A 20,399-nucleotide genomic window follows, 5' to 3' on the forward strand; every position below is an offset into this window, starting at 1 on the left:
TGAGGGACATACGTGGGACTTCTCATCACATTTGTGCTCGGCATCTTCGTGTTGCTGGGTGCGGCCATTGCGGGTTTTGCCAAAAACGAGCATCGCGTGAGCGAGCTCTCGGTCGCAGTCGCCCTCGGCGCCATCGTCATGCTGCTCGTCCTCGACCTCTTGCCCGAGACCTTCGAGGGCGTCGAGCATATCGGCTGGGTCCTCACGCTCGTTGCCGTCATCGTGGGCTTCGCGGTCCTGGCGCTGCTCGATCGCTTTTTGCCGGATTCTGGACACGGCAAGCATGGAGCCCACGGCCATGACGAGGGTGACGAGGGTCACGGTCATGTCCATGCGCCGGTTGTTTCCGGACACCCACATGGTAGCGCGCTGCACGTCAGCGTTGCCGTGGTGATTGCGCTCACGGTTCACAACATCATCGAGGGCATGTCCGTGTATGGCGTGGCGACGCAGTCCGTCACGGCGGCGTTTTTGCTCGCCTTTGGCATCGGCATCCATAACATGCCCATGGGCATGATCATCTACTCCGGCGTGCGTGACCAGTCCCTTGGCCGACGTGTCGTCATTCTGGCGATTGCCGCGCTGTCCACCTTCCTGGGCGGCCTTGTCATGTTCATGCTCGGCACAGCCGTAGACGACCACATCGTGCACTTCATGATTGCGCTCACGGTTGGCTTGCTGCTCTACATCGTCATCTGCGAGCTCGTCCCGCATGCAATCAGGACGGACAACGCCAAGCTCACGATTGCCGGCCTGCTCGTCGGCGCCGGCGTCGTGCTTCTTGGCGTCACGCTCGCCGGCATGGCCTAGGGGCAGGGGCGAGCTGGCTCGAGGGAATGTGTACCTCGCCGCTTGCAAGCGCACGTTCCTCGCCGTTATCGAGTCGCACCCGCAGAGAGAAATCGTCATCGACTCCGATGACGAGTGCCTCGAAAACCTCGTTTCCCCGGTAGACCTCGACGCGCTTACCATCGAGAATCGAGCGCGCACGGTAGGCGGCAAGGTGCGGGAGCGCCCCGACGCCTTCATAGCCAGCCATGAGGCGATTGACCGTGTCGGCGACGATGCGGCATCGCAGATCATTCGCATCGGTGCAATCACTGGTAAGGGCGCCGACGATGTCATCCTCAAAGCCATCCGGAGGCTCGACGACGTTCACGCCGATGCCCACCACGACGTAGGCGACGGTCTGGGTCTCGGCATCGAAGCTTGCCTCGCTCAAGATGCCGCTTACCTTGCGACCATCGACGAACACATCGTTGACCCACTTGATTTGGGCATGCTTGCTCGTGTTCTCGTCGATGGCGTCAGCCAGACAGCAGGCGGCGAAGCTCGTGATGAGCGCGACATCCTCGACTGCGAAACGCGGGCGCAAAACGAGCGTAAAGTACACGCCCGTGTCCTGTGGCGAAAAGAAGGAACGGCCCTGTCGCCCGCGGCCGGCGCTCTGGGAGTTCGCGACGACGAGAGTGCCCTGCGGGGCGCCTTCTTCCGCGAGCTGCTTGGCGACCGTATTGGTTGACGAGACGCAGTCGTGGAAGTCGATGATGATTTGCGGGTCGTCGATGAGCCGCGCAATGCTCGCGGCGTCAAAGGTGCTCGGGGATGCGATGAGACGATGTCCGCGCTTCGTGACGCTTTCGATCTCGAATCCGTCGTTGCGCAGCGCCTTGACGGCTTTCCAGACGCTATTGCGCGAGACACCCAGCTCCTCGGCGATATGCGCGCCTGAGATAAAGGCGCCGGGGCTCCTCTCGAGAAGCTCGCGGACGCGGTCTTTTGTGGTTCTCTGCATGCATGCAGGATATCATGCCCGCTGCCACCCGACTGCTGGGCGTACGGCAGCGGCTACGGCAATGGCGAGCACGCCTTTGGCGCAGTCGATGATGATGAAGGGCGCGTCTGCCATGAGAAAGGCCGAAAGCGGATCGCTCTGGGTAACCATCATGAACCAAAGCCAGCCCAGGATATCGGCGATGACGATGATGCAGGCGGCGGCAATGCCGTCGCAGATGACTTGGCGCACGCCGCGACGTTCGAGCGTGCGACGGACAAGGCTCGCAATCGTGACCGCGATGGGGTAGCTCACGAGGAAACCGCCCGTAGGACCGAGGAACTTGCCGAACCCACCCGTCATGCTCGAGAACACGGGCAATCCGACAGCGCCCATAAGCAGGTAGATGCCGCAGGTCGCCGCTGCCTGACCGGGTGTGAGCAACAACGAGATGAGAATGATGACGGCGGTCTGCAACGTGAAGGGAACCGGACCGAGCGGGATGGTGAAGAGGCAGGAGACGACGAGGAGAGCGATAAGCAGCCCGCAGGTCACGATGGTTCGAGTCGATGGTCTTGTCATGGTTATCGTCCTTTTGTCGAATTGTCACCCAATAATGCATTAACGGGTGACAATCGTCAAATGCGGAATGAGACACATTGGACAGGTACGTCTGTCTCACTGCATGCAGTGAGACAGACGTACCTGTCCAATGTGTCTCATTCCGCAAACTGCTATTATCGTGAGTTCTATGAACAGAAGCGTTTTCACAGACGGACTCAAGGCCGCATTGCCCATCATGGCGGGTTACATCGTGCTCGGTCTTCCCTGCGGCCTGCTGTGCCAGCAAGCGGAGATGGACTGGGTCATGGTTCTCATCATGTGCGTCATCTTCTATTCCGGTGCCGGTCAGTACATGATTCCCAACATGTGGCTTGCGGGCAATCCGCTGCTTTCGATCATCCTGAGCGTGTCGCTCGTGAACACGCGCCAGATGCTCTACGGCGCCTCGCTGTCGCGGTATTGCGAATCGGCGAGCAAGCGCCTGGCCTTCCTCTTCGGCGCGACGGTCACCGACGAGTCCTTCGGCGTCAATCTCGCGCGCTTCGAGAACGGCGGCTGGGACGTGAAGCGCGCCACGGTCGTCAACCTGTGCAGTCAATCGTCGTGGGCGTTTGCCTGCGTCATGGGCGCGCTTATCGGCAACCTCGTGTCGGTGCCGACCGCCATTGCGTCGTTTGCCATGACCTCGATCTTCATCTGCCTGCTGTGCATGCAGAAGATCACGGCGACGAACCTCATCACCGTCGGCGTGGCGGTTCTGGGCGTCTTGCTGTGCAAGCTCACGGGGCTTTCCGGACCTGCGATCTTGCTCGGTGCGCTGGCGGGCATGTTTGCCGGCTATATCCATGCGACGATCACGAAGCCGGGTGAGCGCGCATGAACTGGTTCGACTTCGCCATCATCACGGCATCGGTCGCGCTCACGATGCTTGCCTGCCGCGTGATCCCGGTGTTTGCGCTCAAGGGTCGCACCCTACCATCCAACGCGGTGCGGCTGCTCAACCTCATCCCGCCCGCGGCCTTCGCGGCGCTCGTCGCCAACGACCTCATCGTGCTCGATAGCTGGGCGACGGGACCTTGGCCGGCGATGATCCCGTGGATTTCCGCGGCGCTCGTGTTCGTTGTCGGCTACAAGACGAAGTCGCTCGTGTGGTGCATCGTCGTGGGCGTCGCCTCCTACGCGCTGCTCATGCTCCTCTAATAATCCCCATTTGACTATGATTTGAGACAGCGTGCCAGGCACGCTGTCTCCTTCATTAACGATGCCTGAACAAAATGTGCAGAACGCGCATTATGCGAGAACAGTCCCGCGTGCCGTAGTAAAATCAACAGACTTGGTTTCTCGTAGGCACGGAGTGTGAATGGCCAAAGGTAGTTCGAAAAGCACGGTTCTCAAGAATGCGCAGAGAGTCGCCGCCGCCACTTCGATGGATTCCGTCGCGATTAACGCCGGAAAGTACGATGCGAAGAACCGTACGAAGCAGAGCGAGGTAAAGCCCGCAAAGCCTGCTTCACCCGCTCATTCCAAGAAACCTGAGAAGAAGATGAGTGCCGCGAAGAAGGCGCTCGTCGTATGCGTTGCCGCGATGGTCGTCGTTTTCGGGTGCTGCTGTTTCGCGTTTGCCTCGGTTGAGGAGACCCGTTCGCAATTCGTTCCGGAGACGACCATGCTTGATGGTCAGATTGACATATCCGGCATGACGCGCGACCAGCTGTATGAGCTCATTACCCGGCGCGTTAACAGCAATATCGGCACGACGATCACCTTGAGCGCAGGAGACGCGAGCCATTCGATCGAGATGTCGGAGATCGGCGCCATTGATATCGATGCAACGGTGGAGCAAGCCTTTGCCCCATATCGCGACAACCCCGTCGTGCGCGTCTTCGTGATGATCGGCGAGCTCGTGGGCGCAGAGCCAGAGACGCACGACGTAAACCTTGCGTGCGTGGTCGACCATGACGCGCTCGTCAACCGTGTGGCAGCAATTGCGCAGCAGACCAACACGCCTGCGAAGAGCGCTGGTTATGCCTACGACGAGGCCACCAATACGCTCGTAATTGCCGAGCCCATGCAGGGTGTCATGATGGACGAGGCGACGACGGTCACGCGTATCGAAAACGTGCTTGGCGCCTCTGGCAACGGTGACCCCAATCGTCTGGCCATCCAAGCCGAGGCGACGCTGAGCGAGCCAGAGCTCCAGCCCATCGGGCAGGCCATCTTCGTCGACACGCGCGGTTGCCGGGTGAGCCTCTACGAGGAAGGCGAGGTAGTCGCGACTTATCCCTGCACGCCGGGCATGTCGGGCTACGCAACGCCCAAGGGCGATTTCTTCCTCTCGTACAAGGATTCGGCGCCCACTTGGTATAACCCGCATAGTGCCTGGTCGGAGGGCATGGAGGAGACCATCGGGCCCGGTCCGTCCAACCCGCTCGGCTTGCGCGCGCTTGCCGTGAGCTGCGGAGGCGGCATCTTCCTACACGGTACGACGAATACCGGCGGTTTGGGCTCTCCAGGTAGTCACGGCTGTGTGCGCCTCTCCAATAACAACATCGTCGAGCTATATGACCGGGTATCTACCGGCATTCCCATCATCATTCGCTAGACTCAAGGAGCAACCATGGAATCGACCCTGTATCTCGACCTTTCGACCGATGCGACGCGCAAGTCCATTTTCGGGCAGCTCGTCGCCGCCACGCCCGAACAGCGTCGCGGCAACATCGGCGTCGTCGTGGGTGACGAAAGCATTCCCGCCAAGGCGCAACTGCACGACCTCGCCGATGTCGAGCGCGCCATCGGCACCTCGGTGGCCAGCGACTGGACCAAGGAGGAAGCCAAACAGGTGTATCGCATCCTGGCGCACGCTGAAGCTCAGGTGCACGGTTGCGATGTGGAGCAGACGCACTTTCACGAAGTCGGCCTCGGGATGACCGTGCGCGAGATTCTGGGCATGTGCTGCGCAATCGAACAGATCAATCCGGACAAGGTCATCGCCTCGAAGGTGCAGGTTGGCAGCGGCAAGATCGAGTGCGCCCATGGCGTGCTCGACATCCCCGCGCCGGCGACCGCGGCCATCCTCGAGCGCTACCACATACCGCTGGCTGAGCCGCGTCTCGAGGGCGAGCTATGCACGCCCACCTCGGCAGCATTCATCGCACGCTACGTAGAGGAGTACCAATGAGCAGACTTATCGGCATCGACCTGGGCACGACGAATTCCTGCGTTGCGGTGATGGAAGGCGGACATCCCGTCGTCATCGCCAATGCGGAAGGGTCGCGCACGACACCGTCGGTCGTCGCGTTCACGAAAAAGGGTGAGCGTTTGGTGGGCGAGATTGCCAAACGCCAGGCTGCCATGAACCCCGAGCGTACCATCGGGTCGGTCAAACGCCAGATGGGTTCGACCACGCCCATCCGCATCGATCGCAAGAAGTATCTGCCGCAGGAGATTTCCGCCATGATCCTCGCCAAGCTCAAGGCAGACGCCGAAAGCTATCTAGGCGAGCCGGTCACCGACGCGGTCATTACCGTACCGGCGTATTTCACCGATGCGCAGCGCCAGGCCACGAAGGACGCCGGTGTCATCGCCGGGCTCAACGTGCAGCGCATCGTCAACGAGCCCACGGCTGCGGCGCTTGCCTATGGCGTGGACAAGGAGGAGAACAAGGCCGTCATGGTCTATGACCTGGGCGGCGGCACCTTCGATGTCTCGGTGCTCTCCATTACCGGTGGCGTGATCGAGGTGCTGGCCACCGCCGGCGACAACCATTTGGGCGGCGATGACTTTGACGCGCGCCTCGTCGAGGAGCTGCTGCGACGTTTCAAGGCGCAGTACGGAGTGGACATCTCGGGCGATGCGGCGGCGATGAATCGCCTTGCGGAGGCCGCCGAAGCGGCCAAGCGCGAGCTCTCGTCGGTATCTACGACGACGATCAACTTGCCTTTCCTTGCCAGTGATGGCGGGCAGCCCTTGCACTTCGAGACGCAGGTCACGCGTGATGAGTTCGAGCGCCTGACAGCGGATTTGGTCGAGCGCACGATGGGGCCGTGCAAGCGCGCTTTGGCCGATGCGCACATGGGACCGGGGGATATCGGCAAGGTGCTCATGGTGGGCGGTTCGAGCCGCATGCCGGCGGTCAAGCGGGCGGTCAAGCAGCTCACGGGCAAGGAGCCCTCCGAGTCCATCAATCCCGACGAGTCCGTCGCGCTCGGTGCCTGCCTGCAGGCCGGCGTGCTTGCTGGCGACGTGGGCGGACTGTTGCTGCTCGACGTGACGCCGCATTCGCTCGGCATCGAGGTCGTGGGTGATGTCATGTCGGTGCTCATCCCGCGTAACTCGACGCTACCGACTACCAAGAGCGACATTTACACGACGGTCTCGCCCATGCAGACCACCGTCGAGATAAACGTGCTGCAAGGGGAGAGCCCCAAGGCGAGCGAGAACACGTCACTGGGCAAGTTCATGCTGGGCGGTTTGCGCCTGGGGATGAAGAAGCCGCAGGTGGAGGTCACCTTCGAGATCGACGCCAACGGCATCGTGCATGTCACGGCCCGCGACCTCGAGACCAACAAGGCGGCCAACATCTCGATCGAAGGCTCGTCCAACATGTCGCAGCGCCAGATCGAGGCGGCGACAAAGCGTCTCACGGACGGCAAGTAACGCTTCGGCATCGTGGGCGCGTGGCGGCGAAAACGTTCCTCGCTCGTGTATGATGATGAGATAAGTTGACAGGGCATGACAGAAGCCCCGTCCCCCTGCCACGCCCAACCGCGAAGAGAAAGCAAGCGCATGGAAAAGAACGTGAAGAAGACGATCGTCATTCCGCTGATCATCACGATCGTCGTCATCGGGATTCTCTACTACGTGACCATCCCGCCCATCAACATCCAGAGCGTGCAGTTCTGGAACTTCCTGATTTGGTGCCTCATCATCATCGCGGTGTGCTTTGGCGTTCCGCGTGCGCACGATGCCTCGACCAGCTTCATCTCCGATTTCATCGATGGCATCAACCGCGAGGGTCTCGGCTACATCTTCAAGTTCCGCGAGCGTCGCGCAGCTCGCAAGCAAGCCAAGGCGGATGGCGACAAGTCCGCCGTGCCCAAGCGCAGCTGGCTGTTCTGGGTCATCGCGCTCATCATCTTCCTCTTCCTCGGCATCTTCGTCGGGCAGATCGCGAGCTCCCCGCTCTTCAACGCACGAGCCTACTCGGGCCTGCTTGAAGTCAAGGAAGGCAACTTTGCCGAGGACATCTCCGAGATTTCGATGAAGAGCGTGCCCGTCGTCGATCGCGATACGGCCGTGCGTCTCGGCTCGCGCACCATCGGCGAGATGAGCGACCTGGTGAGCCAGTTTGCCATCGACGAGGGAGCCGATTCCTATACCCAGATCAATTACGAGAGCCAGCCCTATCGCGTGGCACCGCTGATTTACGCCGACCCCATCAAGTGGCTTATGAACACCTGGGAGGGTCTGCCTGGCTTCGTCACGGTCAACATGGCCACGCAGGACACGCAGCTCGTGCGCCTGCCCGAGGGCCACTACATGCATATCTCCACGGGCGAACACTTCAACAACTACCTGTATCGCTACGTGCGCTTCCAGTTCCCGTTCGAGATTTTCGGCGAGGCGGCTTTCGAGCTTAACGACGAGGGCGAGCCGTACTGGATCGTGCCCACCGTCAAGATGCGCATCGGCCTGTTTGGCGGCGAGGATTACGATGGCGCCATTCTCGTGAACGCCTGCACGGGCGAGACCACGAAGTACGCGCTCGATGAAGTGCCCAGCTGGTGCGACAAGGTCTTCACGGCTGACCTCGTCTACGGGCAGCTTGGCTATTACGGCAAGTATCGTTCGGGCTTCATCAACTCGCTCATCGGCCAGACCGGCGTACTCGTGCCCACGGGCTCTCCTGCACCGGGGCTGTTCAATGACTCCGAGAGCTCTTCGAGCGTCGGCGGCGGGTACAACTATCTCGCGATCAATGACGACGTCTACATGTACACGGGCATGACGAGCGCCAACAGCGATGAGTCGCTCGTCGGATTTGCGCTCGTCAACCTGCGCACCAAGGAGCCGCGCTACTACACCTGCGCGGGTGCGACCGAGTCCTCGGCCATGTCGTCTGCCGAGGGCCAGGTACAGCAGATGAGCTACAAAGCGACCTTCCCGTTGTTGCTCAACATCGCCGACAGGCCCACGTACTTCCTGTCGCTCAAGGATGCGGCTGGCCTGGTCAAGATGTACGCGTTCGTCGACGTGCAGCAGTACCAGATCGTCGGCACGGGCTCGACGGTCGCCGATGCGCAGAACGCCTACATCGCGGCGCTCACCAACGACGACCAGGTTGAGATCGACGAGGGAGCCATTGCCGAAAGTGGCATCCTGCCTTCGGTGGATGGCCAGATCGAGGCCATCGAGTCGGTGGTCTTCGATGGCAACACGCGGTACTACTTCAAGCTCGCCGGTGATCCGATGATCTACATCGCGGGTATTTCGGCCAACGAGAACATGCCGTTCTTGCGGGCCGGGTCACGCGTGTCGGTGATGTACACCGAGAAGGACAACACGCGCGAGGTCACAGCGCTCACGCTGCTCTGACCTGCGCGACCAGACAATTGTCGCCGGGGCGCTTTTGTCTGGTTATAGGCCGATGTGGGGGCTTCCCTTCTGGGGAAGCCCCTCGTCTTTGTAGAGGAATTTGACGACGTCGGGCACGAGGTCCGCCGCAGGAACCTTGGTCGTGTAGATCATCGAATGCGAGATGCAGCTATCACGGCAGAGATGGCAGTTCACACAGAGCGCGGGTCTGAAGCTGAGAGTTGCGCGTCGCTCGTCATCGACGTGGTACTTGAGCGCCTGGGTCACGCACATGCGCGCACATGCCCCGCAGTGCTTGCAGCGATCGGGATCGATATCGACCGAGGCCCAGAAGCGCGTGTCGATGGTGGCACCTTGCGGGTGCGTGCCGATGGTTTCGAGCATCCTGAGCAGGCGTATGCTGCGGTAGCTGTCGGGAGCGAAGCGCTCCTCGGGGGTCATGATGATCTGGGCGTTGGGGTCGGGTGCGGCCTCGCCCGTGAGGCTGCCGATGGCCGAGCTCACGGCATGCCAGGCGTATCCGACTGCCGAGGCACCGGCCTGCTCGAAGGCCTCGCGCCGATCGGACTTGATGACGCTCGCCTGCGCACGTGGCTTGTCGAGGACGAGGGTGGCTGGCACCTCGTCGAGCGTGGCAAAGGTGCCGGGCACCTTCCACAGGTCGAGCACCTGGCGCGTGCTGCGGATCATCTCCTCGAAGTAGGGTTGTTCGCAGTCGATGTCGCACCCCTCGCAGCTCAAGGTGAAGAGGACGACGCGCTTGAACTTGAGCGCGAACATGCCGGTGATGAGATATTCGTCGAGATAGTTGAGGCAGGGCAGCACGACGACACGGTCGGTATCGACGTGCGTTGCCTGGGCATGTCGCGCGCAGATGAACGCCGCGCTGCCGGCGTTGCGCTCGGCCGAAATGCGGGCCTGACGCACGATTTCCGTGGCCGAGGGCGCAGTCGTGTTCATGGCCGATGTGGGGCAGGCCGCCACGCAGGCACCGCAGTTGGTGCAGAGCTCCGAGTCGATGGAAAGATGGCCGAGCGAGCGCTTGATGGCGTCGTGCTGACAGGCTGCCAGACAGCTGCGGCAACGCGAATGCCAGTTACGAATGTAGACGCAGCGCTTGGGCACGACCGAAATCGAGGTCGCGGCCAGCTTGTCCGAGATGCTCTCTATGGTGTCGATCTTGCTCATGGGGGAATTATAGCGATGAGTGTCGTCTGGTGGGTGAGACAGCGTGCCAGACACGCCGTCTGCACGTTTGCCGTATAATCAACGATTTGTCAGCTACGAGCGAAAGGCTTCTTCGTGCACGAACGTCCCGAATTTCCCGAGCGCGCCGTCGTCACGGCGGGCATGCCCTACGGTAACAAGGGCCTCCACTTTGGCCATATCGCCGGCGTCTTCGTGCCGGCCGATGTCTATGCCCGCTTCCTGCGCGATCGCATCGGGTCGGATAACGTGCTGTTCGTGAGCGGCACCGATTGCTACGGTTCTCCCATCAACGAGGGTTACCGCAAGCTCGTCGAGGCTGGCGAGTTCGATGGCAGCATCGCCGATTACGTGCAGATGAATCATGACGCGCAGAAGGCCGCACTCGACGCCTACGACATCAGCCTCGACATCTACGAGGGAAGTGGCATCGGGCTTTCCGGCATCAAACAGCAGGAGATGACCGATGCCTTCATCACGCGCCTCTACGACAATGGCTGGCTCGAGAAGCTTTCTACTCCCCAGTTCTACGACGCGCAAGCGGGCACCTTCCTCAACGGTCGCCAGGTCATCGGGCGTTGCCCCGTGCAGGGCTGCAAGTCCGAGAAGGCCTACGCCGACGAATGCGACCTGGGTCACCAGTACGATCCGGTCGACCTCATCGCTCCCAAATCCGCGCTTACCGGCGAGACTCCCGAGATGCGCGAGGTGAGCAACTGGTACTTCGAGCTGCCGCGCTTCCATGACCTCATCGCCGCGCACATCGAGCAGGTTGCGGGCCAGTGCGGTACGCGTCGCGTGCTCGTCGACGAGGTCGAGTCCTTCCTCGCGCCGCCCATCATCTACGTTCAGGAAAAGTTCGCCGACGACTTCGTCGCCATCGAGGCAGAGCTGCCGCCGCACTCCGTGCTGCCGGCTGAGAAGGGCAAGAGCTCATTTGGCGTGGAGTTCGCGAGCATTGTCGAGCGCGAACGCGCCGTCGAGGTCATGCATGCTCACGGCCTGCGTTTCCGCACGGGCAAAACGCTCGTCCCCTTCCGGCTGACCGGCAACATCGAGTGGGGCGTGAAGGCTCCGGATCTGGACGGCACGCTGCCGGATGCCACGGTGTGGTGCTGGCCGGAGTCGCTGTGGGCGCCCATCGCGTTTTCGCAGGCGGCGCTCGAGGAGAGCGGCCGTGATGCGAGTGATTGGCGCACCTGGTGGTGCTCGGATGACGCGAAGGTCTACCAGTTCATCGGACAGGACAACATCTACTTCTACGGCGTCGCGCAGACGGCGTTGTGGCAGGGCACGCAGGCCGGTCACGAGCCACGCGTCGATGGCACGGGCGACGAGCTGCGCCAGACGACGCTCGTTCCCAACTACCACATCCTCTTCATGGGCAAGAAGGCTTCGAGCTCGGGCGCGATCAAACCGCCGATGGCCGCCGAGCTGCTCGATTACTACACGCCCGAGCAACTACGCTCGCATTGGATTTCGCTGGGCCTGGGCGTCAAGCCCGCGAGTTTCTCGCCCAAGGTGCTCGACCCGAACGCCAACGAGAAGGTGCCCGATCCCGTCCTCAAGGAAAGCGCGCTGCTCACTAACATCTTCAACCGCATTGCACGCTCGTGCTTCTACACGGCGCAGAAGCACTGCGACGATCGCCTGCCGCTGGGTGGGCCGAGCGAGGACGTGCGTGCCGCGTGCGAGCAAGCGGTACTCGAATACGAGGAACACATGGCTTGCTTCGAGATGCATGCCGTGATGGCGCAGATGGACGAGTTCTTGCGTGGCATCAACAAGTGGTGGGCAAGCGAGAGCCGTAACGCGCTTGCCGAGGATGCGCCCGAAGGTGCCGTTGAGGCGCTGCTGCGCGACGCGTTCCATTATCTGCGCTGCGCCACGCTGCTCATGCATCCCATTGTGCCGCGTGGCTGCGAGCTCATCTTCGAGCATCTCGCCATCGAGCCGAAGGACGCTTCGTGCGGGGCGCAGGATGCGGGCTTCTTCAACTGGTGTCACGTCTTCGAGTCCATAGATTTCTGGGCTACCGATGAGGAGCGTGCCGTGGGAAGCAAGCCGCTCAAGGAGCTACCGCCGCGTTTCGACTTCTTCAAGAAGCATCCCAGTCAGTACGAGGATATGGCATAATACCGGTCACGTGCCCGAGTGGCGGAATGGCAGACGCGACGGTCTCAAAAACCGTTGTCCTCTGGGCGTGTGGGTTCGACTCCCACCTCGGGCACCAATAGACACGATGTACGGGGCAGCGAGAGACTGCCCCTTTTGTCATTTCGAGCGTAGCGAACGGAGTGAGTGGAGTCGAGAAATCTCGGTTTCACTTGCGGCAAAGGGCGAGATTTCTCGACTTCGGGGCTTCGCCCCTTCGCTCGAAATGACAGGGGAGTGCGGCTGCGCCTTTCGCTCGAAATGACGGGTGGGGGCATGGTGTCCCTCCGGTCGAGATGACGGGTGGGAGCCCAGCGGTCCATCCCCTCTATACGATAGAAAACGGAGCTTCTGATGACCAACCAACATGACGATACTGACGCGCGCGAGGACTTCTCCGACACGCCCATCATTCCCGGTCCCGATAATCCCGACCCCGACGGGCTGTTCATCGCTGAGGTGCAAGGTCGCAACAAGCGACTGCGCCAGCTCATCCAGTTCACGCACTCGTCCACGAAGGCCGCGGCCATCATGCTCGTGGCTGCCATCATCGCACTCATCGTTGCCAACACGCCCGCGCACGGGCCCTTCCTCGAGTTCTGGCACACGCAAGTCTCCGTCGGCATAGGGCCTTTTCATGGCGAGATGTCGTTTGCGCACATCATCAACGACATCTTCATGGCCGTGTTCTTCCTGCTCGTCGGCCTCGAGATCAAGTACGAGATGACGGCCGGCGAGCTCACCAACATCCGCCAGGCCATCCTGCCGATTCTCGGCGCGTTGGGCGGCGTGCTCGCCCCCATAGTCATCTACCTCATCTTCAACGCGACGCACCCCGAGGCGTTCATGGGCTGGGGCGTGCCGACCGCGACCGACATCGCCTTTGCCCTCGGCATCCTGTCGCTTCTGGGGAGCCGCGTGCCCAACGGCGTGCGCGTGTTCCTCTCGACGCTGGCTGTCGCAGACGACATCATCGCCATCCTCGTCATCGCCATCTTCTACGGCGAGAGCCCCGATCTGTTCTGGCTGGCTGCTGCCGCCGTCGTCTTCGTCGCGCTCATCGTCATGAACCGCATGCACGTCTATTCGCTCGTACCCTACGTGCTCGTGGGCTGCGTGCTGTGGTTCTGCGTGTTCTCTTCGGGCATTCACTCGACGATTGCCGGTGTGCTGCTCGCGTTTGCCATTCCGTCGGGTTCGCGCGTCAACCTCGACAACTTCTTCGACTGGTCCAACAAGCGCCTGCGCATGGCCAACAGCTTTTACGAGGGCGACGAGACGCCGCTCGTGGCGCAGAAGGACTACATCACCACGGTCTCGAGCCTGAGCAAGATATCCAAGCAGGCGGTGCCCCCGGCCACGCGTCTTGAGCACAAACTCTATCCATGGGTCTACTTCCTCATTTTGCCCCTATTTGCGTTGACCAACGCTGACGTCGCGGTGACGGGGCTCGACCTCGCGATGGTCACATCTTCGCCGGTCGTGCTCGGCGTGTTCTGCGGCTTGGTGTTTGGCAAGCCCATTGGCATCATGTTGTTCAGCTTCATCACGATTAAGACGAAGATTGCGCAACTACCCGAGTTCGTGACCTGGCGTCACATGTTTGGTGCGTCGGTGCTCGGCGGCGTCGGTTTCACGATGGCCATTTTCGTGGCGAACCTCGCCTATGCGGATGCGATGCTCATCACCGAGGCCAAGCTCTCGATTCTGGTTGCGTCGACGGTTGCCGGCATCGTAGGCTTTGTGCTGCTGTTTCTGCAAGCCAAGGCAGATCAGAAGCGCGGCATCAGCTATGTCACCGTGGTGCCCGACGACGGCAACGTCTCGCATGCGGATGCCGAGATGGGCCGCGATTCCGAGGAACTTGTCGATTCGCTGGGTGACGAGGAGCTTTCCGAGCGCATGCGGATGGCGCATGAGAGTGCGACCGTACCCGGCGAGCTCAAGATCGAAGTCAAGAACGTGTAGAAGACCAGACCCCCTGATGCATGTGTTGGCTTAATGGGGAAAAGGCAACGGGCGAATGTCAAGACTGTTTCTTGCCGTAGGTAGTATGTATAGTACGTAGTGCTTCATCCTCTGACCCGGCTTATTGCGATGGACCGATGGCAATTCTATGGGATCCCGAGATCTTGGGTCGGAAAGGTATCCCTCGTTACGACGGTGGGGAAGCTGGAACGCCCAGTGTGGGAGCCCACCTTACAGGGTGGGTTCATCCTACCGGCAGGGGATGGGGTTGACTTAAGGGGCTGCTTTTAGCAGTCCCTTTTGCATTTGTGGGGTTGGGATGCTGGCTATCTGACCATGAGGACGCATTGTGTGGCAACCCGCTGTGGTACACTCTGCTCAAAATTCTGCGCTCGTGAGGATAATGGGGCAATGTCCCATTTGTGAGGAGGAATCGATGAAGGAATCACCGTCCATGGACCAGTGGCTCGCCGAGGCAAAGGCTGACGAGAGCGCACCGCGCTGCGGCATGTATCTTGCGCATAACGGTACCGTGCGCGAGCTGCCCAAGAAGCTCGTGCGCGAGGGCATTGATGACGGCACGAAGGTTACGGGCATGAACTTCAGCTATGATGCCGCTGCCGTGGATGCTGCCGTGGAGGAAGCGCTCACCTGGCCGGGCATCGAGTACGTGCGCGTATGGCTCAACGAGGGTACGCTGTCCGTGGGTGACGACATCATGTACGTGCTCATCGGTGGCGACATTCGCCCCAACGTGATTGACGCGCTTCAGAATCTCGTGGGCAAGATCAAGAACGAGATGGTGCAGGAAGTCGAAATCGCGGGCTAGCTTGTGCGGGTGACAGCCTCTGCCATGGCCATGTCTGCGCCGAACTCGTGCAGGTAACGGCTTTCTTCTGGGGCAATGTTTTTCTTGTGGCGAGAATATAATTATTCTAGAATGTAGATAACGTGTTTGGCACGTGTTTTAAGCGCTTGCTTGGGCTTGGCCGCCCGGTTTGCGTGTATTGGAGCTCCTAACGGAGCCAAACGAAAGGCGTTTCAAATGGCTGAAGGTACGGTTAAGTGGTTCAATCCCGACAAGGGCTACGGCTTCATCTCTCGTGAGGATGGCGACGATCTGTTCGTGCATTTCTCCGAGATTCAGATGGACGGCTTCAAGACTCTTGACGAGGGCGACAAAGTCAACTTCGAGGTGACGACGGGCCAGAACGGCAAGCTGCAGGCGAGCAACGTCACCAAGGCTTAAGTTCTCGATTCATACTGACGCCTAAAGGGCTCCGCGCAAGCGGGGCCCTTTTCGTTTAGCGGGGAGGGAGCGTACCCGATGGGGGGGGGGTATTTGTCTCGGTTGCATGCGCGCTGGCAAGAATGCGCTCTTCTGGTACATAAATGGCAAGTAGGCGTACCAATGGCCGCTTAACTTGCCAAAAGCGACGTATTTGCGTGCCATATCTCGCGAAACATGCCAGGTGCAGTCGCCGCTGGTTTTAGACAAGCAGGGCTTGCCTGTTCGCTCTCATGCTATTTCTGGGTGCGAACGCCCTCGGCGGCCATGCAAAGCAACGCCACGTGGCGGATGTGCTTCTCCTGGTCACGTTGCATCTTGGCGGCTTCGCGCTGTGCCTGCGCCTCGGCGATGGAGAAGCGACAGCCGCAGTAGTTCTGGCGGTACATGCCCTTCTCGCGGCTGATGCGCGTTGCCTCTTGGTAGCGGTCGCGGAAGTCACGCGCATCGACGTTGAGCCCGTGACGCGCAGCCGCCGCCTCGAGCTCCTCGAGGATGACGTCCGTCAGTTGGTACGGGCTGATGGTGAGCGTCGTTGAGATCGTGTCGAAGCCTCGCTTTTTGGCCTCGCGAGCCGTTTCCTCGAAGCGCAGTCGGTAGCAGGCACGGCAGCGAGCTTCGCGGTCGGTGCCGTATACGGCGACCTCGCGCTCCCAGGCGCTCGGATCGTAATCACCCTCGATGAGCTCGATATCCTGCGGATCGCATACATGCTCTCTGAGCGTGGAGAGACGGTGTTCGTATTCCTCGGGTGGAAAGATGTTCGAGTTGGCGTAGTGGATTGAGAACTCGACGTCTTCTTGCGCGAAAATGCGGGTAGGCTCAAGCGAACACGGCCCGCAGCAGGCGTGCAGAAGCATGCGTGTGCCGCTAGACATTGACGATGTCCTTGAGCATGGACTTGGCCTGGGATTCCGATATCTCGCCCGCCTGGTACATGGCGGCGATGTCTTGGATCTCGTCCTTGTTGCCGATGTTCTTGGCGACGAAACCGCTTACGGCAGCGGGATCGTCGGTGTTGACGCCGAGCTGGTCGGCGATGTCGATGACGGTTGCCGCCTGGCTCGTCGAGAGGCCGAAGTCCTGCGTGAGCATGCCGACGGTGCTTGTCGAGCCCGCTGGTGTGCTCACGCCCGTGACATGCGCTAGCGTCGAAAGCCCACGTTCGAGTTTGTCGATGGGGCCAGTGTTGCCGCTCACGGCGCTGTAGACGAAGAACGCGGAAAACGCGATGCAAATGACCGAGATGATGACGAATATCCCCTTGAGGATGTTCCCGAGGACCTTCACGTGTAACTCCAAACCAATGTGTGGGATTTCAAAGCATGCTAGTACAACTAGATGGGCCGCATGTTGGATTGACCAATTCTGCGGCGAACGACCCCAAAATCAACACAATCGCGAAGGGGCGTCGGGAGCGACCGCTATAGGCTGAAGAGGCGTGAGATGGTGTCATCAGCCGGCTCGTTCAGCATGTTGTAGAGCCTTCGTGGAACAGCGTCGTCAAGATACCTGCATAGGGTCTCAATGCTGTACGGCATGTTTCCGACGAACCAGTGCGTGACACCGCCGACTTCGGCATCTGCCAATGCCACAATCTGGAATTCCAACTCCGGATCGAGCTTTTCGTGCTTGTAGTCGACGATTGTCTCGCGCAGCGTCTGGATACGCCGACGCTTGGCATGCTCGAAGAGTGATTGATAGCCTTCCATGCCAAAGCCCCATCGATAGAGCGTGTCGTGTTCGGCAAATGCGGTCGTGTTGAGGAAGTTTGCTTGGAACCAGTTGAGGGTGCGTCCCGTCTGGAAGAGGAAATGCTCGGCGATGACGCCGTAGTGCCACTGGCATATGTCCCATTTGTCCTTGAAATGATAGTAGAAGGTCGCGCGCGATATGCTCGCTTCGTTGCAGATCTGGGTTACGGAGATCTCGTCGAAGGGCTTCTCCTTCAGCAGCTTCTCAAAGGCGTTCACAACAGCGAGTCGAGTTTCGTTCAGGTTGAACCCAAAGACCTCATTCATCATAGCCCCCCTCTTCGATTTTCCCCTTCTTTAATGTACTCGCCTTTATTGCCTTTTTGTGACGTTTGGACAAAAGAGCAATTCTGTCTGACTATTCCTGACATATGAATGGAAGTGACAAAAACGTCTCGAAGAAGGTGTATATGCTGGCACGTCATCCTGACAGCATGCGGGAGCTGTAGATTAGTTTCAGGCGCTGCGACGGCATTGAAAGTTCCATGTGAAAACCGTGCTTCCTAATCTACCAATCAGAGAACTCTGACGTTTTTTGCGTTGGGGTCAGGCAGTTCCAATGGGCTGTTTTCTGGAGCATGGCAAGACATTGCCATGCAAGGAGAGAGGAGTGAGGATTATGGCAGAACATGGAGTGGAGGGCTACAACAACAGTGGCGTGTCGACGCAGCTCGTCGGCGACTACGTTGAAGTCCCGCACAAGCACCCCTGGCGCTACGAGGAGGACGGCTTGACCGTCACCCGCGGCAGTGCATGGTCGGGCCCTGGTTGTCACGACGGCTGCGGCGTCCTGTTGTATACGGACAAGGACGGCAAGTTCGTCAAGTGCGAGGGCGACCCCGAGAACCCCTACAACCGCGGCCGTCTGTGCGTGCGTTGCCTGGATGTTCCCGAGGTGACCTACCACAAGGACCGTCTCCTGTATCCGATGAAGCGCGATCCCAAGGACCGTGGCAAGGACAAGTGGGAGCGTATCAGCTGGGAAGAGGCCATCGACCTGGTGGCGACGACCTTCCTCGACATCAAGGAGAAGTACGGAGCGGAGTCCGTCGTCTTCGGCCAGGGTACCGGCCGTGACATCGCCGCCTACATTACACGCCTGTGCTGGTCGTTCGGCTCGCCCAACTACGTGCTGTTCCTGTCTGGTTGTGCCTGCTACCTGCCGCGCGTCGCCGGCATGGCTGCCACCGCCGGTTCGTTCTGGGTGGCTGACTGCTCGCAGCAGTTTGCTGATCGCTACGACAATCCCGAGTACAGGGTTCCCGAGACGATGTTCATCTGGGGCAACTATCCCTTGCGCGCGAACTCCGATGGCTTCTACGGCCACTGGGTCGTTGACCTCATGAAGCGCGGCATGGAAGTCGTCATGATCGACCCCAAGGTCACCTGGCTGTCCTCGCATGCCAAGATTCACCTGCCCATCCGTCCCGGCACCGACGCGGCGCTCGCCTTGGGCTTCCTTAACATCATCATCAACGAGGACCTCTACGATCATGACTTCGTCGACCGTTGGACCTACGGCTTTGACGAGCTCGCAGAGCGCGTGCAGGAATACACGCCGTCCCGGGTCGCGGATATCACCTGGATTCCCGAGGAGAAGATCGTCGCGGCTGCCCGTCTTCTGGCCAACAGCAAGCCCGCCACCATGCAGTGGGGCGTCGCGGTCGACATGACCAAGGAGGCCCTGCCGGCTTCCCAGGCAATCGCCGCATGCTTCCAGATCACGGGTAACGTCGACGTGCCTGGCGGCATCATCGCTCCACCCGAGATTCTCAACTACGCCGGCGGCTGGGGTCGCGAGCTTTGCCCCGAAGAGACGTGGAAGAAGCGCATCGGTCTGGACATGTATCCACTGCTCAACTTCGGTTTCCAGATCGCCCAGCCCGACGAGCTGCGCCACACCATGGTGACCGGCGAGCCTTACAAGATCCATGCCACGTGGCTGCAGCAGAACAATACGCTGTCCTGCATGTCCGCCGACCCGCAGGAGACCTACGCCGGTCTCATGAACTGCGATTTCAACGTGTCGGTCGACCTGTTCATGACGCCGACCATCATGGCGACGTCCGACGTGGTGCTCCCAGCGGCGACCTTCCCCGAGCGCGACGGTATCCGCGTCGGTGACGGCGTGCAGCGCGGCGAGGTCATCAACAAGGTGTGCCAGGTGGGCGAGTGCAAGTCCGACATGGAGATCAACCTTCTGCTCGGCAAGCGCTTCAACCCGGAGGCATGGCCCTGGGAAAACGTCGACGAGATGTTCAGCGCCATGCTCGAGGCGCAGACGCCCTACAGCTTCCAGGACGTTCGGGAGAAAGGCCCCATCTACTTGCCGTTCAGCTACAAGCGTTACGAGACGGGCCGCCTGCGCGCCGACGGACAGCCGGGCTTTGGCACGCCGACGGGACGCATCGAGCTGTGGTCGACGTTCTACAATAGCGCCGGCATGGACCCGTTGCCCTACTTCGAGGAGCCGGTGCCAGGTCCCAACTCCACGCCCGAGCTGCTCGACGAGTATCCGCTGGTACTTACCACCGGCGCCCGTCCCTGGTCGCTGTTCCATTCGGAGCATCGTCAGGTCAAGCGCATGCGCAACCTCAAGAAGGAAGCCAACGTCTACATGAACCCCAAGACGGCGGAAGAGTACGGTCTGGTCGATGGCGACTGGGTCTGGATCGAGAACGTGTACGGCCGCTGCAAGTCAAAGGTCGTCGTCACGAACATCTACACCAACCCCAAGGTCATTGCCTGCGACCATGCCTGGTGGCATCCGGAAGGCGACCCCGAGAAGCTCTATGACACGCATGACCTCAACGTCAATAACCTGCTTCCGGGCATTCCCGGCAAGGCCGGATTCGGTTCCAACTACAAGACCACGCTGGTCAAGCTCTACAAGGTGACGCCGGAAGACGACACCAACGGGGCCTTCCTGACCGGCGAGGAAGGCGAGCATTCGCAGGCTCTCGACGGTAAGGGTGTCGAGGCGATCCAGGACTTGGTCGATCAGCGCAACGCCCTGGTCGCCAAGCGTGATGCCGCCAAGGCCGAAGCGGAATAGCCGCAACGAGATCAAGACGAACCACGGGGCGCGAACCGAGGC

Annotated in this window: 18 protein-coding genes and 1 tRNA gene; 13 read left to right on the forward strand and 6 right to left on the reverse strand. The window is 60.5% G+C overall.

Annotated features, from left to right (window positions below; all coding sequences use genetic code 11):
- The first annotated feature begins 12 nt into the window (after positions 1–12).
- Positions 13–810 carry a ZIP family metal transporter gene (locus tag OIM11_03620; protein HJJ00220.1) on the forward strand — a complete coding sequence of 266 codons (798 nt, stop codon included), beginning with the start codon at positions 13–15 and terminating at the stop codon, positions 808–810.
- Here the strand turns inward: OIM11_03620 and OIM11_03625 are convergent.
- Positions 788–1,795 carry a biotin--[acetyl-CoA-carboxylase] ligase gene (locus OIM11_03625; protein HJJ00221.1) on the reverse strand — a complete coding sequence of 336 codons (1,008 nt, stop codon included), beginning with the start codon at positions 1,793–1,795 and terminating at the stop codon, positions 788–790. The genes OIM11_03620 and OIM11_03625 overlap by 23 nt on opposite strands.
- A 12-nt stretch (positions 1,796–1,807) precedes the next feature.
- Positions 1,808–2,356 carry a biotin transporter BioY gene (locus OIM11_03630; GenBank protein HJJ00222.1) on the reverse strand — a complete coding sequence of 183 codons (549 nt, stop codon included), beginning with the start codon at positions 2,354–2,356 and terminating at the stop codon, positions 1,808–1,810.
- Between the two features lie 169 nt (positions 2,357–2,525).
- Here OIM11_03630 and OIM11_03635 point away from each other — a divergent pair, with 169 nt between their 5' ends.
- The 6 genes from OIM11_03635 to OIM11_03660 all read left to right on the forward strand — a co-directional run bounded on the left by OIM11_03635 (position 2,526) and on the right by OIM11_03660 (position 8,932).
- Complete coding sequence (locus OIM11_03635; protein HJJ00223.1) at positions 2,526–3,218, forward strand: AzlC family ABC transporter permease; 693 nt, start codon at positions 2,526–2,528, stop codon at positions 3,216–3,218.
- Entirely contained in the window at positions 3,215–3,538 is a 324-nt protein-coding gene (locus OIM11_03640) for an AzlD domain-containing protein (GenBank protein HJJ00224.1), read from the forward strand. The genes OIM11_03635 and OIM11_03640 overlap by 4 nt, the downstream gene beginning before the upstream one ends.
- 160 nt (positions 3,539–3,698) lie before the next feature.
- Positions 3,699–4,940 (forward strand): L,D-transpeptidase/peptidoglycan binding protein, encoded by a 1,242-nt coding sequence (locus tag OIM11_03645; protein ID HJJ00225.1) that lies wholly within the window; start codon positions 3,699–3,701, stop codon positions 4,938–4,940.
- Positions 4,941–4,955: 15 nt separating this feature from the next.
- On the forward strand, positions 4,956–5,516 hold the full coding sequence (locus tag OIM11_03650; protein HJJ00226.1) for a LarC family nickel insertion protein: 561 nt from the start codon (positions 4,956–4,958) through the stop codon (positions 5,514–5,516).
- A complete protein-coding gene (gene dnaK, locus OIM11_03655; protein ID HJJ00227.1) occupies positions 5,513–6,994 on the forward strand; it encodes a molecular chaperone DnaK in 1,482 nt (493 codons plus the stop codon). Before OIM11_03650 ends, dnaK begins: the two co-directional genes overlap by 4 nt.
- 129 nt (positions 6,995–7,123) lie before the next feature.
- Positions 7,124–8,932 carry a Tat pathway signal sequence gene (locus OIM11_03660; GenBank protein HJJ00228.1) on the forward strand — a complete coding sequence of 603 codons (1,809 nt, stop codon included), beginning with the start codon at positions 7,124–7,126 and terminating at the stop codon, positions 8,930–8,932.
- A 42-nt stretch (positions 8,933–8,974) separates the two neighbouring features.
- On the opposite strand, the gene OIM11_03665 is transcribed toward OIM11_03660, so the two are convergent.
- Entirely contained in the window at positions 8,975–10,120 is a 1,146-nt protein-coding gene (locus OIM11_03665; protein ID HJJ00229.1) for a 4Fe-4S binding protein, read from the reverse strand.
- Between the two features lie 114 nt (positions 10,121–10,234).
- Between OIM11_03665 and OIM11_03670 the strand changes: the two genes are divergently transcribed.
- The 5 genes from OIM11_03670 (at position 10,235) to OIM11_03690 (ending at position 15,509) form a co-directional block, all read left to right on the forward strand.
- Positions 10,235–12,274 (forward strand): class I tRNA ligase family protein, encoded by a 2,040-nt coding sequence (locus OIM11_03670; protein ID HJJ00230.1) that lies wholly within the window; start codon positions 10,235–10,237, stop codon positions 12,272–12,274.
- 12 nt (positions 12,275–12,286) lie between these two features.
- Positions 12,287–12,371 (forward strand) — tRNA-Leu (locus OIM11_03675).
- Positions 12,372–12,646: 275 nt separating this feature from the next.
- Positions 12,647–14,260 carry a Na+/H+ antiporter NhaA gene (gene nhaA / locus OIM11_03680; GenBank protein ID HJJ00231.1) on the forward strand — a complete coding sequence of 538 codons (1,614 nt, stop codon included), beginning with the start codon at positions 12,647–12,649 and terminating at the stop codon, positions 14,258–14,260.
- A 436-nt stretch (positions 14,261–14,696) separates the two neighbouring features.
- The gene (locus tag OIM11_03685; GenBank protein ID HJJ00232.1) at positions 14,697–15,089 is read left to right on the forward strand and encodes a molybdenum cofactor biosynthesis protein MoaE; all 393 of its coding nucleotides are present in this window, start codon (positions 14,697–14,699) and stop codon (positions 15,087–15,089) included.
- Between the two features lie 216 nt (positions 15,090–15,305).
- Positions 15,306–15,509, forward strand: coding sequence for a cold-shock protein (locus OIM11_03690; GenBank protein HJJ00233.1), 204 nt, complete (start codon positions 15,306–15,308; stop codon positions 15,507–15,509).
- A gap of 275 nt (positions 15,510–15,784) precedes the next feature.
- Here OIM11_03690 and OIM11_03695 read toward each other — a convergent pair whose 3' ends face one another.
- The 3 genes from OIM11_03695 to OIM11_03705 all read right to left on the reverse strand — a co-directional run bounded on the left by OIM11_03695 (position 15,785) and on the right by OIM11_03705 (position 17,569).
- A complete protein-coding gene (locus OIM11_03695) occupies positions 15,785–16,426 on the reverse strand; it encodes an epoxyqueuosine reductase QueH (protein HJJ00234.1) in 642 nt (213 codons plus the stop codon).
- Positions 16,419–16,838 carry a hypothetical protein gene (locus tag OIM11_03700; GenBank protein HJJ00235.1) on the reverse strand — a complete coding sequence of 140 codons (420 nt, stop codon included), beginning with the start codon at positions 16,836–16,838 and terminating at the stop codon, positions 16,419–16,421. The genes OIM11_03695 and OIM11_03700 overlap by 8 nt, the downstream gene beginning before the upstream one ends.
- Positions 16,839–16,972: 134 nt before the next feature.
- Positions 16,973–17,569: a TetR/AcrR family transcriptional regulator gene (locus tag OIM11_03705; protein ID HJJ00236.1), complete on the reverse strand. Its 597-nt coding sequence runs from the start codon at positions 17,567–17,569 to the stop codon at positions 16,973–16,975.
- Between the two features lie 352 nt (positions 17,570–17,921).
- On the opposite strand from OIM11_03705, the gene OIM11_03710 reads away from it, so the two are divergent.
- Positions 17,922–20,357: a molybdopterin-dependent oxidoreductase gene (locus tag OIM11_03710; protein HJJ00237.1), complete on the forward strand. Its 2,436-nt coding sequence runs from the start codon at positions 17,922–17,924 to the stop codon at positions 20,355–20,357.
- Positions 20,358–20,399 lie beyond the last annotated feature (42 nt).

Source organism: Coriobacteriaceae bacterium (assembly GCA_025992705.1).
Taxonomy (GTDB): Bacteria; Actinomycetota; Coriobacteriia; order Coriobacteriales; family QAMH01; genus QAMH01.